A 12,508-nucleotide genomic window follows, 5' to 3' on the forward strand; every position below is an offset into this window, starting at 1 on the left:
GGCATGACGCAGGACTTCGACCTTGGCCGCCCTGTGGCGGTCGACCCGTCGGGGGCGTGGCACGAGATCCCCTCCCACCCGGTGCTCCGCGGCGTCGACGCCACCATCGCGCGGCCGCCGGAGCGCGTGCCGCGCCACCGCATACCGCAGATGGCCCCCGACTGGGCGTTGGCCCACGCCGGCGTACACAGGGAGCGTGCCGCATGACTGACGGCCTCGCTGGACGAACCGTTCTGCTCACCGGGGTCACGGGGTTCATCGGGCAGGCTTTGCTGGAACGCGTCCTGTCCGGGTATCCCGACACCCACGTCGTCGCCGTGCTGCGCGAACGTCCCGGCATGACCGCCGAGCAGCGGCTGGACGAGCTGATCGACAAGCCGGTGTTCTGGTCCTGGCGGGAGCGCGTCGGGGACGACGCGGCGCGGGCGGCCGTCCGGGAGCGGGTGCGGATCGTCGCCGCCGACCTCACCGACTCCGTCCCCGAACTGCCGGACGACATCGACGTCGTCATCCACGGCGCGTCGATCGTGTCGTTCGACCCGCCGATCGACGAGGCGTTCCGCACCAACGTCGTCGGGACGGTCGACCTGTACGACGCCGTCCGGCGCGCCGGGGAGCGGGGCGGCCGGAAGCCGCACATCGTGCACGTGTCCACGGCGTACGTCGCGGGCTCCAAGAAGGGGATCGTCGCGGAGACGTCCCTCCAGCACGAGGTGGACTGGAGGACGGAGCTGGAGTGCGCGGTGGAGGCCCGCCGCGCCGTGGAGCGCGACTCGCGGCGTCCCGAGGTCCTCGGGCGGCTGCGCGCCGCCGCGCTGAAGGAGCAGGGCAAGGCGGGCCCGACCGCGGTCGCCGCCGACACCGAGCAGCGCCGCCGCAAGGAGGTCGACGACCGGCTCATCGCCTACGGCCGGGAGCGGGCCCGCAGCCTCGGCTGGCCGGACGTCTACACGCTCACGAAGGCGCTCGGCGAGCGCGCGGCGGAGCAGACGGCGCACGACGTGCCGCTGTCGATCGTCCGCCCGGCGATCGTGGAGAGCAGCCTGCGGCACCCGTACCCGGGCTGGATCGACGGGTTCAAGATGGCGGACCCGCTGATCCTCGCCTACGGGCAGGGCATGCTCCGGGCGCTCGCCGGGATCCCGGACGGCATCGTCGACATCATCCCCGTCGACCTCGTGGTGAACGCGCTGCTGGCCGCCGCCGCCGCGCCGCCCGAGCCGGGCAGCCCCGCCTACTACCACGTGGGGTCCGGGGCGCGGAACCCGCTGACGCTGCAGCGGCTCATCGAGCTGGTGCAGGAGTACTTCGACGAGCACCCGCTGCCCGGCACCGACGGCCGCGGCGCGATCCGCCCGCGCGACCTGACGCTGCTCAGCGAGGGCCGCGCCGACAAGATGCTCGGCACCGCCGAGCGCGCCATGGACCTCGCCGAGAAGGCCCTGCTGATGCTGCCGAGCGGGGACCGCACCCGCGGCTGGCAGCGCAACCTCTACAAGCAGGGCCGCGAGGTGCGGATGCTGCGCCGCTACCGCGACCTGTACGGGGCTTACGGCGCCGCCGAGGTCGTCTACGCCGACTCCGCGACCCTCGCGCTCGACGCGTCGCTGCCGGACGGCGCGGGCTGCGACTCTGCCGTCATCGACTGGGCGCACTACCTGCGCGACGTGCACTGCGCCGCGGTCACGGCCGCGTTCCGGGGGATGCCGCCGCCCGTCCGGGAGCCGAAGCCCGCCCTGACGGCGGGACGCCCGGCGCCCCCGCCGATCGTGTTCGAGGAGCGCGGCGACGTCGCGGCCGTCTTCGACCTGGACGGGACGATCGTCGCCTCCGACGTCGTCGAGGCGCACCTGTGGGCGCGGCTGCTCGACGCACCGCTGAAGGCGTGGCCGCAGACGATGCTGCCCGTGCTGCGGAGCGTCCCCCGCTACCTGCGCACCGAGCACCGCGACCGGGGCGAGTTCCTGCGCGAGTTCGTCCAGCGGTACGAGGGCGCGAACGAGGCGGAGCTGCGCAGGCTCGCGCAGGAGCGACTATCGGACGTCCTGCTCCGCCGGGCGTGGCCGCAGGCGATCCGGCGGATCCGGCGGCACCGCGCGGCCGGGCACCGGACCGTCCTGCTCACCGGCACCGTGGACGTGTTCGTCGAGCCGCTCCGCACGCTGTTCGACGACGTCCTCGCGGCCCGGCTCCGGGTCGTCGACGGGCGCTGCACCGGCACCTTCGAGCAGCCGCCGCTGATCGGCGAGGCCCGCGCCGCGTGGCTGCGCGCCTGGGCCCGGGACGAGGGCATCGACCTCGCCGGGAGCTGGGCGTACGGTGACCACTACTCCGACCGCCCGGTGCTGGAGCAGGTCGGGCATCCCGTCGCGGTGAACCCGGACGCCCGCCTGTACCGGCACGCCAAACGGCAGCGCTGGTCGATCGCCGACTGGGACGGCGACTCCGGCGCCGTCACCACCCTCCTCGACGCCGCGCTCGCGGGAGCTTCCCCGGAAGGCAGGTCCTGATGATTCTGGCGTTGGAGTACCACCGGTCGCCCGCGCGGTATCTCGCGGCGGCGCGGCTGCCGGGGCGGTTGCGGCCCGCGGCGGTGCCGTCGCTGGCGCCGCTGCGGCTGACGAACCGGCCCGCGCCGAACACGCCGGGGCCGGGCTGGGTGCGGCTGCGGACCGTCCTGTCCGGGATCTGCGGGTCGGACCTCGCGATGGCGGCGGGCAAGGTGTCCCCGTACCTCGGGCCGCTGACGTCGATGCCGTTCGTGCCGGGCCACGAGGTCCTCGCCGAGCTGATGGACGACGTCCGCATGGACGACGGGACCGACCTCCGCGCCGGGACGCGCGTCGTCATCGACCCGGTGCTGCCGTGCCGGACGCGGGGCACGGGCCCGTGCCCGCCCTGCGCGAGCGGGCACGAGAACCGCTGCGACCACGTCAACGCCGGGCGGATCTCCGCCGGGCTCCAGACGGGGTTCTGCGCCGACACGGGCGGCGGCTGGTCCGAGCGGCTCGTCGCGCACCGCAGCCAGCTGCACCGGGTGCCGGACGGGCTGCCGTCCGAGCGGGCGGTGCTGGCGGAGCCGCTGGCCTGCGCGGTCCGGTCGGTGCGCCGCATCGACGTGCCGCGCGGGACGTCCATCGTCGTGGTCGGCGCCGGGACGGTCGGGCTGCTGACCGTCCTCGCGCTGCGCGAGCTGACCCCGGCCGGGCCGATCACCGTGATCGCGAGGCATCCGGGGCAGCGGCGGCGCGCGGTGGCGCTCGGCGCGACGGAGACGATCGCGCCGCAGGCGGCGCTGCGCGGGCTGCGCCGGATCACCGGCGGGTCGCTCGTCCGGCCGGAGCTCGGCCCCGGCTACCTGCTCGGCGGCGCGGACATCGTCGTCGAGTGCACCGGCGGCGAGGGGCTCGACACGGCGCTGCGGCTCGTCCGCGCGGGCGGGACGGTGCTGCTGTCCGGCATGCCGGGAAAGCCCGCCGACCTGACGCCCGCCTGGTACCGCGAGCTGAACATCGTCGGCTCCTACGCGAGCCGCGGCGCGGACGACTTCGCCGCCGCGCTCGACCTCGCCTCGCACGACGCCCTCGCGGGCTTCGTCGACAGCGTCTACCCGCTCACCCGCTGGCGGGACGCGCTGTCGCACGCCCTGTCCGCCGGCCGCTCCGGCAGCGTCAAGATCGCCTTCGACCCGCGCAACGGCGACGGCCACGCGCAGAACGGCGACGCCGGCGAGCCCGCCGCCCTGACCGGGCCGTCCCGCCGCACCGCCTCGACCAGCGACACCGCCTCGACCGGCGACACCGACCATCTCGACCGCGAAGGAGCCGATGGATGAGCAGACCGGGACTCGTGCTGGAGGTGGACGAGCGGACGCCCCCGCTGCTGGTGCACGAGGGGGAGGGGTTCCGGCTGGAACGGTTCCCGCTCGGCACCCGGGTGATCTATCCACCGGATTCGCTGCCGGGCATCCGCGACGTGAACCGCCGGATCCAGGACGCGCTGCTCAACCCCCTCGGCAGCGAGCCGCTGCCCGAGCTGCTGCACTCGGGCATGCGGCTGACGATCGTGTTCGACGACCTGTCGCTGCCGCTCCCGCCGATGCGGGCGCCGGACGTCAGGCAGCGGGTGATCGAGCAGGTCCTGGAGATGGCCGCCGCCGCCGGGGTGGACGACGTCGAGCTGATCGCCGGGAACGCGCTGCACCGCCGGATGACCCCGGCGGAGATCAAGCACATCGTCGGCGAGCGGGTGTTCAACTCCTTCTGGCCGGACCGGCTCCGCAACCACGACGCCGAGGACCGCGACAACCTCACCTCGCTCGGCCAGACCCGGCACGGCGAGGACGTCGAGATCAACTCGCGGGCCGCCCAGAGCGACCTGATCGTGTACGTGAACATCACGCTGGTCGCGATGAGCGGCGGCGCGAAGTCCGTGTCGGTGGGGCTCGCGTCGTACAAGAGCCTGCGGCACCACCACAACGTCCACACGCTGCGGCACTCGCGGTCGTTCAACGACCCGCCGAACTCGGCGATGCACCACTCCTACGAGCGGATGCACTCGCTGCTGTCGGAGTCGGTGCGGGTGTTCCACATCGAGTGCACGGTCAACAACGACCAGTTCCCGTCGCCGTTCGAGTTCCTGAACAAGCGCGAATGGGAGTGGACGCTGAAGGACCAGGCGAAGTTCCTCGCCGGGAAGCGCGCCAACGACCTCGCGCCCGCCGGGGCGCGGCACCGCGTGTGGCAGAACATGCGCGCCCCCTACGGCGTGACGGGCGTGCACGCGGGGGCGACGGACCTCGTCCATGAGAAGACGCTCGCGAACGTCCACCGGCAGCAGCTCACCGAGGTGCAGGGCCAGTCGGACGTCCTCATGCTGGGGCTCCCGTACCTGTGCCCCTACAACGTCAACTCGGTGATGAACCCGATCCTGGTGTACAGCCTGGGGCTCGGCTACTACTTCAACATGTACAAGAACAAGCCGCTTGTCCGGGAGGGCGGCGCGCTGATCATGTACCACCCGATGAAGGCCGAGTTCCACCCGCTGCACCACCCCTCGTACATCGACTTCTACGAGGAGGTGCTGACGCAGACGACGGACCCGGCGACCATCGAGACGAAGTTCGAAGAGCAGTACGCCACCGACCCCTGGTACATCCACCTGTACCGGAACTCGTACGCCTACCACGGCGTCCACCCGTTCTACATGTGGTACTGGGGCGCGCACGCGCTGTCCCACCTGGGCGACGTCATCTGCGTGGGCGCCGACCGCCGGGTCGCGTCGCGGCTCGGGTTCCGCGCCGCGTCCACGCTCGCGGACGCGCTGGAGATGGCGGGCGAGACGGTCGGCCGCAGCCCGTCCCTCGCCTACCTGCACACCCCGCCGATGACGCTGGCGGACGTCCGATGAGCGGCGGCGGGAAGGGCGGCCGGATGAAGCTCGTCGAGGAGGTCCGGCTGCTGCGCCGCGGCCGGGACTGGCGCGGCCGGGCGCCCGCGCCGCGCTCGGCGCAGCCCTGGTCGGTGGGGCCGCCGCCGCGCGCGTTCCCGACCGACTGGGCGCGGACGCCGGCCGCCATCGCGGCCCGGAAGGTCGCGTTCGACGGCGTCCTGCGGACCCTCACGTGGAGCCAGACCCGCCCGGAGATCCACGGCGCGGACATCCTGGACGAGGTCCGCGGCCCGGTCGTGTTCGTCGCGAACCACGCGAGCCACCTGGACACGCCGCTGATCCTCGGGTCGCTGCCGGTCCGGCTGCGGCGGCGCGTCGCGGTCGCGGCGGCGGCGGACTACTTCTTCGACGCCCGCTGGCGCGCCATCGCGACCGCGCTGACGTTCAACGCGTTCCCGATCGAGCGGCGCGGCGCGGGCAACTCGCTCGACCTGGCCACCGAGCTGATCAAGGACGGCTGGAGCCTGCTCATCTACCCGGAGGGCACCCGCTCGACGGACGGTTTCGCGCGCCGGTTCCGGATGGGCGCGTCGCTGCTGTGCCGCGAGCTGGACGTCCCGGCCGTCCCGCTGGTGCTGCGCGGCACGTACCGGGCGATGCCGCGCGGCGGGTTCTGGCCGAAGAAGGGCCGTCCGGTGGTGTCGGTGCGGTACGGGCGCCCGCTCGTCCCCGGCGAGGACGAGTCGACCAGCGCGTTCAACGCCCGCCTTGAGGACGCGGTCGGCCGCCTGTGGGTCGAGCACGACGAGGGCTGGTGGGCGTCGCTGCAGGCCACGGACCGCCGCCGCGCGCCGCGCGGGCCGGACGCGTCCGAATGGCGCCGCAAGTGGGAGGCCACCCGCCCGCAGGCCCCCTCGACCCGCCACAACCGCGTCTGGCGCCGCAAGTAACCGGGCCCCGCCTCGCGAGACGTGGGCGCGCCGCCGACCAACGACGCTCGGCGGCGCCCCTCCCCCGGCCTCGGGCGGCGGTCAGGCGGTTTCGCCGAGGACGACCTGGGTCACGTTCGGGAACTCGCCGAACACCTTCGTCCCCGCGCCGAACCCGTTGCCGGTGACGGTCATCGACGGCATCGCCCCGAACCGCGCGGCGAGGGTGACGAGCAGCGCGGCGCCGGTCGGGGTGGCCATCTCGGCTTCGACGTCGTGTCCCTGGATGGGCGCGCGGGCGCGGGCGACCAGTTCGACGACGGCGGGCCCCGGGTTCGGGATCAGGCCGTGGCGGCAGCGGATGAAGCCGCGGCCGACGGGGATTGGCGCGGCCCGCACCTCGTCCACGCCGAGGGTTTCGAGGGCGGCGCAGGTCCCGACGATGTCGACGATGGCGTCGTGCCCGCCGACCTCGTGGAAGTGGACGTCGTCGGGGGACGTCCCGTGCACCGCGCCCTCGGCCTCGGCCAGCGTCCGGAACACGGCGAGCGCGCGGTCGCGGACCCGGCCGGGCAGCGGCGCCGACCCGATCAGGTCGGCGATGACGGAGTGGTTCCGCGCGACGGCGTCGTCCTCGACGCCGACGATCGCGCGGGTGGCGGCGATGCCGCGCCGCGACACCCGCTCGGTGTCGAGGGACCAGCCGGGGACGTCCAGCCCCTTCAGCATGGCGCGCACCTCGCCGAGGTCGGCGCCCGCGTCGAGCAGCGCGCCGAGCGCCATGTCGCCCGCGATCCCGGCGAAGCAGTGGAAATAGGCGATCTTCTTGGACTGGGCGGTCATGTGAGCATCCTCCGGGCTAGTACCGCGGCGCCGAGGCCGTCGTCGATGCCGGTCACGGCGAGGCCGGGCGCGCCGGAGGCGAGCAGCGCCGACAGCGCGGCGAGGCCGCCGTCCGAGCTGCCGTAGCCGACGCTGGTCGGCACCGCGATCACCGGGCGGGACGTGAGCCGCGCCGTCACCGACGGCAGCGCGCCGTCCATGCCCGCCGCGACGATGAGGACCCGCGCCTCGTCGAGCCGTTCCCGGACGCCGAGCAGCCGGTGCAGCCCCGCCACGCCGACGTCCGCGGTCAGCGTCGCGGCCAGCCCGAACGCCGTCGCCGTCTGGAGCGCCTCCTCCGCGACGGGCAGGTCGGCCGTCCCCGCCGACACGACGGCGACCGGGAACGGCACGGGCGGACGCGGCCGCGTCAGCACCACGAGCCCGGACCGCGCGTGGAACACGGCGTCCGGCGCGGCCTCCCGCGCCGCCTCGAACTGCGCCGCCGAGGCCCGCCGCAGGAACGCGGCCTCGGCGTCCCGCGCGAGCAGCTCCTTGACCCGGTCACGCACCTGATCGGGGCCCAGCCCGGCCGCCTCGGCGGCGGCGACGATCGGACGGCTCATGCCATCACCGTAGTGACGGCCCGCGGGGCGTTGATCATGTGGGCGGCGTAGCCGGCGCCGTAGCCGTTGTCGATGTTGACCGCGACCACGCCCGGCGAGCAGGAGTTCAGCGCCGACAGCAGCGCCGCCCGGCCCGCCGGCGCGCCGCCCGCCGCCGTCGGGAGCGCGATGACCATGCGGTCGACCAGGCCGGACACGAGGGTGGGCAGGGCGCCGCCCGTCCCGTCCGCGACGACGAAGACGGCGGGCGGGTCCTGCTCGCCCAGCCAGCCGGGCAGGGCGGCGGGGTCGTGGACGGGCGCGTCGTAGCGGCGGACGACCCGGCTGCCCATCGCCTCCGCGACGAGGGCGGCCTCCTCGGCGGCGGGCTCGTCCTCGGGACGCCCGCACACGACGTCGACGCGTCCGGCGCCCGGCCGGGACACCGGGGCGAGGACGGCCAGCCGGGCGCGCTCGTGCACGACCGCCCCGGGGAACGCGGCGCGGAGCGCGCCGAGCGTCTCCGCGGACGCCCGCGTCGCGAGCACGTTCTCCGCGCCCGACCCGACGAGGCTCCGCGCGATCGCGACGACCTCCGCGACGGTCTTCCCCTCGCAGTAGACGGCCTCGGGATGCCCCCGCCGCCGTCCCCGTCCGATGTCGACCCGGGCGAACCCCAACTCCTCAACCGCGTCGGCCGGGGCGGAGGTGGTGGGACTGGTCATGGGGCGGCCGTTCGGAGGCGCGGAAGGCCGAGGACGGCGTTGTGGCTGCCCTGGCGGTAGGGCTCCAGGTCCAGCGTGACGTAGCGGAAACCGGCGGCCTTGAGGAGTTCGGCGAGTTCGCCCGCCCGGGTCGCGGCGCGGGGGATGTCGGCGGCCTCCAGCTCGATGCGGGCGAGGTCGCCGCCCTGGTCGCGGACGCGGAGGCGGCCGCCGAAACCGGCGCGGCGGAGGGCGTCCTCGGCGTCCTCGACGCGGCGCAGCGCCTCCCGGGTGACCGGGACCCCGTAGGCGAGGCGGGACGACAGGCACGCCGACGCGGGCTTGTCGGACGTCGGCAGCCCGAAGCCGTGGGCGGCGTCGCGCACGTCGGCCTTGCCGAGCCCGGCGTCCACCATGGGGAACACGGCGCCCATGCGGCGGGCGGCGGCCTGCCCCGGCCTGTGGTCGCCGAGGTCGTCGGTGTTCACGCCGAGCAGGACGGGCCAGTCCCCCGCCTCCGCCGCGACCGCCGACAGCACCGAGACCAGTTCCTCCTTGCAGAACCGGCAGCGGTCGCCGCGGTTCACCGTGTAGCGCTCGTCGTCCAGCTCCCGGGTCTGGACGACGCGGTGCCGCAGCCCGAGCCGCTCGGCCTGCGCGCGGGCGTCGGCCAGCTCGGACCGCGCGAGGGACGGGGAGTCGGCCGTCACCGCGAGGGCCCGGTCACCGAGCTCGCGGTGGGCGAGGTAGGCGAGCAGGGAGCTGTCCACGCCGCCCGAGTAGGCGACGACGGCCCCGGGCAGCGCGGCGAGCGCGGCCCGCAGCGCCGCGACCTTGGCCTGTGCGGCGGCCTTGGCCTGCGCGGCGACCTGGGCCTGCGCCGCGCCAGCGGACGGGGCCGCGTCCGGTGGTGGCGACACGGTGGCGTGAGCCATGCTTTCCTCCTTCGGCGTCGTCCTCCGGCTGGTGAGGCTAGACGCGGGGAGGGGCGCGGCGAATCCGTCATCCGACGGGCGACTTGGGCGCGGGTACGGCACGACGCCCTCCAGGCCGCAAGGAAAGGGTTCTGAGCACGATCCCGGCCTGGAGGGCGCCGTGGTCATCGGCCGCCCCGGACGGACGGTCAGCGTCGGGCGGAGTCGAAGCGGGTCTTGACGTCCGTCCAGTTGACGAGGGACCAGAGCTTCTCGACGTAGTCCGGACGGACGTTCCGGTACTGCAAGTAGTAGGCGTGCTCCCAGGCGTCGAAGACGAGCAGCGGCGTGGTGTTCATGCCGACGTTGCCGTGGTGGTCGTAGACCTGTTCCACGACAAGGCGCCTGCCCAAGGGCTCCCAGGCCAGCACGCCCCAGCCCGACCCCTGCACGGTGGACGTCGCCGTCGTGAGCTGCTTGCGGAAGGCGTCGAACGACCCGAAATGCTCGTCGATCGCGGCGGCCAGCTGGCCGTCGGGACGGTCCCCGCCGTCCGGCGACAGGTTGTCCCAGAAGATCGAGTGCAGGACGTGCCCGGACAGGTTGAACGCGAACGTCTTCTCCAGGCCGACCAGCCCGCCGTACTGCTCCTTGTCGCGCGCCTCGGCCAGCCGCTCCAGCGTGTCGTTCGCGCCCTTGACGTAGGCGGCGTGGTGCTTGGAGTGGTGCAGCTCAAGGATCTCCCCCGTGATGGCGGGCTCCAGGGCGGCGTAGTCGTACGGCAGGTCGGGAAGCGTGTAGTCAGCCATGCGGCCACTATTGCAAATGACTTGCAGGTGCGTCCAGTAGGCAGCAGGCGTGGCGAAGGGTGGGGGTAGGTCTACCGCGAAACGCTCCCCACGCCCACCGACCGGACGACCGGGACGCACCACCATCAATGGCATGAACGACATCGCCGCCCGGCGTTTCACCGCGATCGCCGGGATCGCCTTCTCCGCCGCCCTGATCGTCGAGGTCCCGCTTTATTTCGTGTACTCGGACGAGCCGCCGCAGTCCAATGTGCTGACCCGTCTCCTGTTCGGAATCCTCGGCCTCGGGTTCCTGCTCGTGTTCGTCTCCGGCCTCCGGGACCTCATCAAGAGGGTGAACCCGGAATGCGAATGGGTCGCCAATCTTCTTTCGTCCGCCGGACTGGCCTATGTGGTCGTCACGCTCGTGTCGAGCGGCCTTGAGGCGGGCGCGGTCATCGCATCCGACAAGCCGATCGACCCGACCATCACGGTCACCGGCACCTACATCCTCTACGGCACGATCGGACGCATGCTGCTCGCGATGTTCCTCGGCGCGACGGCGTACGCGATCGCGCGGACGCGGCTTCTCCCGTCCTGGGCGTCCAAGGGCTGCTACGTGCTCGCGGGCGTCAATCTCGCGTTCGTCCCGTCGCTGTTCTTCGGCAACGAGCCCGCGCACTTCTACGCCGCCAACGGCTGGGGGACCACGGCTCTGATGGGCGCGATCCTCAGCTACTGGCTGCTCGCCGTGAGCATCGCCCTGCTCCGGAGCGCCCGAGCGCGCTGAGCCCCGCGAGGCTTGGGGTCAGGGTCGGCGGCGGCCGCCGCGGACCTTGGCCAGCAGGCCGCGGGCCTTGGCCTGGGTGCGCGGGTCCCGGGCGAGTCGCTCCGCCCTGGCCCGCGCCTTCTGGCCCTGCGGGCTGCGCAGGAACCGCTTGATCCGGTCGATGACGGAAGCCATTTCTTCCTCCTCGGCCTTGCCTTTACGGTTCAACGCCTGCCCGCTCAGGAAAGTTCGGAACACCCCTCCCCGCGTGGGTCGCGTCACCCTTGGTCAGGGCCTCCGGGTGGATTGGACGGCCAGCAAGGTCAGCGCGGTCAGGACGGCGCCGAACCACAGGACGGCCTTCGCGGACGCGCCGTTCACCACGAGACCGCCGAACAGGGCGCCGAGCGCGATGGCCAGGTTGAACACGACCGTGTTGAGGGCCGTCGCGGGCTCGGCGCGGTCGGGCGCGGCCTTGAGGATCCACATCTGGACGCCGACCGGGACGCCGCCGAAGGACAGCCCCCACAGGACCAGGAGGGCGGTCCCGGTGACGGCGGTCGCGCCGAGCAGCGGGAACAGCGCCAGCACGGTGGTGAGCAGCGCGCCGACCACGGCGACGGTGGCGCGGACGTCGCGTCCGGCGGCGGCCCCGGCGACGAACGTCCCGACGATCCCGGCCGCGCCGAACACGAGCAGCAGCGGACCGATCAGGTCCTCGTCGATGCCGGAGATGTCCCGAAGGACGGGGCTGACGAACGTGTACGCCGCCATATGCCCGCTGACCAGCAGGAACGTCGCCATCGTGGCGGTGCGGACGACCCGGTCGCGAAACAGCGAGAGCAGCGCGCCGAGCCGGATGGAGCCGGTGGCGGGGATGCCGGGCAGCAGCACGAACAGGGCGGCGACGGCCAGCAGCCCCAGCCCGGCCAGGGTGAGGAACGCGACGCGCCAGTCGGTGAGCCCGCCGATCAGCGTCCCGGCCGGGACGCCGAGGACGTTCGCGGCGGTCGCCCCGCCGAAGGCGATCGACGTGGCGCGCGGCACGCGGCTCTCCGGGACGAGCCGGACGGCGATCCCCGCCGCCAGCGCCCAGAACCCGCCGATGCTGACCCCGACCAGGAAGCGCGACGCCAGCAAGACCGGAAAGTTGGGTGCCGCGAACGACAGCGCGTTCGCCACCACCATCAGGCCGATCAGCGCGAGCAGCACGGTGCGGCGGTCCGCCCGGCCGATCACGACCGGGACGAGCAGCGCCCCGGCGGACGCCACCAGTCCCGGCACGGTGACCATCAGGCCGGCGGTGCCCTCGGACACGCCGAGGTCGCCGCCGACGGACGTCAGCAGGCCCACGGGCAGTTGCTCGGCCGTGACGACGAGGAACGTCCCGACCGCGACCGCCACCACGGCCAGCCACCGCCTGCGCGGTACCCGGTCGGCGGCGGCCACCGCGACGGGCGCGGGGGATTCGGTGTGGTTCACCGGTCTCAACTCCGAAGTCACCATTGACAATCTCAACGTTAAGAGACTGCGTCATGGCAGCGCCAACGTCAAGTAGGTGAACGTTGAGATACCCCTCACGCCCG

The 12,508-nt window shown here is 73.6% G+C and carries 13 protein-coding genes; 6 read left to right on the top strand and 7 right to left on the bottom strand.

Annotated features, from left to right (window positions below; genetic code table 11):
• The first annotated feature begins 3 nt into the window (after positions 1-3).
• From ACH01S_RS17545 to ACH01S_RS17565, 5 genes are read left to right on the top strand one after another with little or no spacing between them, the layout of a single operon-like run.
• Positions 4-207 (top strand): hypothetical protein, encoded by a 204-nt coding sequence (locus ACH01S_RS17545; RefSeq protein ID WP_148344200.1) that lies wholly within the window; start codon positions 4-6, stop codon positions 205-207.
• The gene (locus tag ACH01S_RS17550; protein ID WP_067892457.1) at positions 204-2,510 is read left to right on the top strand and encodes an HAD-IB family hydrolase; all 2,307 of its coding nucleotides are present in this window, start codon (positions 204-206) and stop codon (positions 2,508-2,510) included. Before ACH01S_RS17545 ends, ACH01S_RS17550 begins: the two co-directional genes overlap by 4 nt.
• Complete coding sequence (locus ACH01S_RS17555; RefSeq protein WP_067892459.1) at positions 2,510-3,835, top strand: zinc-dependent alcohol dehydrogenase; 1,326 nt, start codon at positions 2,510-2,512, stop codon at positions 3,833-3,835. The genes ACH01S_RS17550 and ACH01S_RS17555 overlap by 1 nt, the downstream gene beginning before the upstream one ends.
• Positions 3,832-5,409, top strand: a complete 1,578-nt coding sequence (larAH, locus tag ACH01S_RS17560) for an NPN-dependent hydroxyacid isomerase, LarAH14/15/16 family (protein ID WP_174564887.1) — start codon at positions 3,832-3,834, stop codon at positions 5,407-5,409. The genes ACH01S_RS17555 and larAH overlap by 4 nt, the downstream gene beginning before the upstream one ends.
• Positions 5,406-6,341 (top strand): lysophospholipid acyltransferase family protein, encoded by a 936-nt coding sequence (locus ACH01S_RS17565; protein ID WP_067892463.1) that lies wholly within the window; start codon positions 5,406-5,408, stop codon positions 6,339-6,341. The genes larAH and ACH01S_RS17565 overlap by 4 nt, the downstream gene beginning before the upstream one ends.
• Positions 6,342-6,422: 81 nt before the next feature.
• Here the strand turns inward: ACH01S_RS17565 and larC are convergent, their stop codons facing one another.
• The 5 genes from larC to ACH01S_RS17590 all read right to left on the bottom strand — a co-directional run bounded on the left by larC (position 6,423) and on the right by ACH01S_RS17590 (position 10,174).
• Positions 6,423-7,163: a nickel pincer cofactor biosynthesis protein LarC gene (gene larC / locus ACH01S_RS17570; protein WP_067892465.1), complete on the bottom strand. Its 741-nt coding sequence runs from the start codon at positions 7,161-7,163 to the stop codon at positions 6,423-6,425.
• Complete coding sequence (larB, locus tag ACH01S_RS17575; RefSeq protein WP_067892467.1) at positions 7,160-7,768, bottom strand: nickel pincer cofactor biosynthesis protein LarB; 609 nt, start codon at positions 7,766-7,768, stop codon at positions 7,160-7,162. The genes larC and larB overlap by 4 nt, the downstream gene beginning before the upstream one ends.
• Entirely contained in the window at positions 7,765-8,472 is a 708-nt protein-coding gene (locus ACH01S_RS17580; RefSeq protein ID WP_067892469.1) for an AIR carboxylase family protein, read from the bottom strand. Before ACH01S_RS17580 ends, larB begins: the two co-directional genes overlap by 4 nt.
• Complete coding sequence (gene larE / locus ACH01S_RS17585; protein WP_083980806.1) at positions 8,469-9,386, bottom strand: ATP-dependent sacrificial sulfur transferase LarE; 918 nt, start codon at positions 9,384-9,386, stop codon at positions 8,469-8,471. The genes ACH01S_RS17580 and larE overlap by 4 nt, the downstream gene beginning before the upstream one ends.
• Positions 9,387-9,574: 188 nt before the next feature.
• On the bottom strand, positions 9,575-10,174 hold the full coding sequence (locus ACH01S_RS17590) for a superoxide dismutase (protein ID WP_067892471.1): 600 nt from the start codon (positions 10,172-10,174) through the stop codon (positions 9,575-9,577).
• Positions 10,175-10,307: 133 nt separating this feature from the next.
• Between ACH01S_RS17590 and ACH01S_RS17595 the strand changes: the two genes are divergently transcribed.
• Positions 10,308-10,943: a hypothetical protein gene (locus ACH01S_RS17595; protein ID WP_067892473.1), complete on the top strand. Its 636-nt coding sequence runs from the start codon at positions 10,308-10,310 to the stop codon at positions 10,941-10,943.
• Between the two features lie 18 nt (positions 10,944-10,961).
• On the opposite strand, the gene ACH01S_RS44440 is transcribed toward ACH01S_RS17595, so the two are convergent.
• Both ACH01S_RS44440 and ACH01S_RS17600 read right to left on the bottom strand, forming a co-directional pair.
• On the bottom strand, positions 10,962-11,117 hold the full coding sequence (locus ACH01S_RS44440) for a hypothetical protein (RefSeq protein ID WP_169809289.1): 156 nt from the start codon (positions 11,115-11,117) through the stop codon (positions 10,962-10,964).
• A gap of 93 nt (positions 11,118-11,210) precedes the next feature.
• Entirely contained in the window at positions 11,211-12,404 is a 1,194-nt protein-coding gene (locus ACH01S_RS17600; protein WP_246236528.1) for an MFS transporter, read from the bottom strand.
• Positions 12,405-12,508 lie beyond the last annotated feature (104 nt).

Source organism: Actinomadura chibensis NBRC 106107 (genome assembly GCF_001552135.1).
GTDB lineage: Bacteria > Actinomycetota > Actinomycetes > Streptosporangiales > Streptosporangiaceae > Spirillospora > Spirillospora chibensis.

What these genes read in the sequence shown, in the direction of transcription:
- ACH01S_RS17545 (WP_148344200.1), top strand. Translation starts at nt 4, where the DNA reads ATGACGCAGGACTTCGACCTTGGCCGCCCTGTGGCGGTCGACCCGTCG.
- ACH01S_RS17550 (WP_067892457.1), top strand. Translation starts at nt 204, where the DNA reads ATGACTGACGGCCTCGCTGGACGAACCGTTCTGCTCACCGGGGTCACG.
- ACH01S_RS17555 (WP_067892459.1), top strand. Translation starts at nt 2,510, where the DNA reads ATGATTCTGGCGTTGGAGTACCACCGGTCGCCCGCGCGGTATCTCGCG.
- larAH (WP_174564887.1), top strand. Translation starts at nt 3,832, where the DNA reads ATGAGCAGACCGGGACTCGTGCTGGAGGTGGACGAGCGGACGCCCCCG.
- ACH01S_RS17565 (WP_067892463.1), top strand. Translation starts at nt 5,406, where the DNA reads ATGAGCGGCGGCGGGAAGGGCGGCCGGATGAAGCTCGTCGAGGAGGTC.
- larC (WP_067892465.1), bottom strand. Translation starts at nt 7,163, where the DNA reads ATGACCGCCCAGTCCAAGAAGATCGCCTATTTCCACTGCTTCGCCGGG.
- larB (WP_067892467.1), bottom strand. Translation starts at nt 7,768, where the DNA reads ATGAGCCGTCCGATCGTCGCCGCCGCCGAGGCGGCCGGGCTGGGCCCC.
- ACH01S_RS17580 (WP_067892469.1), bottom strand. Translation starts at nt 8,472, where the DNA reads ATGACCAGTCCCACCACCTCCGCCCCGGCCGACGCGGTTGAGGAGTTG.
- larE (WP_083980806.1), bottom strand. Translation starts at nt 9,386, where the DNA reads ATGGCTCACGCCACCGTGTCGCCACCACCGGACGCGGCCCCGTCCGCT.
- ACH01S_RS17590 (WP_067892471.1), bottom strand. Translation starts at nt 10,174, where the DNA reads ATGGCTGACTACACGCTTCCCGACCTGCCGTACGACTACGCCGCCCTG.
- ACH01S_RS17595 (WP_067892473.1), top strand. Translation starts at nt 10,308, where the DNA reads ATGAACGACATCGCCGCCCGGCGTTTCACCGCGATCGCCGGGATCGCC.
- ACH01S_RS44440 (WP_169809289.1), bottom strand. Translation starts at nt 11,117, where the DNA reads ATGGCTTCCGTCATCGACCGGATCAAGCGGTTCCTGCGCAGCCCGCAG.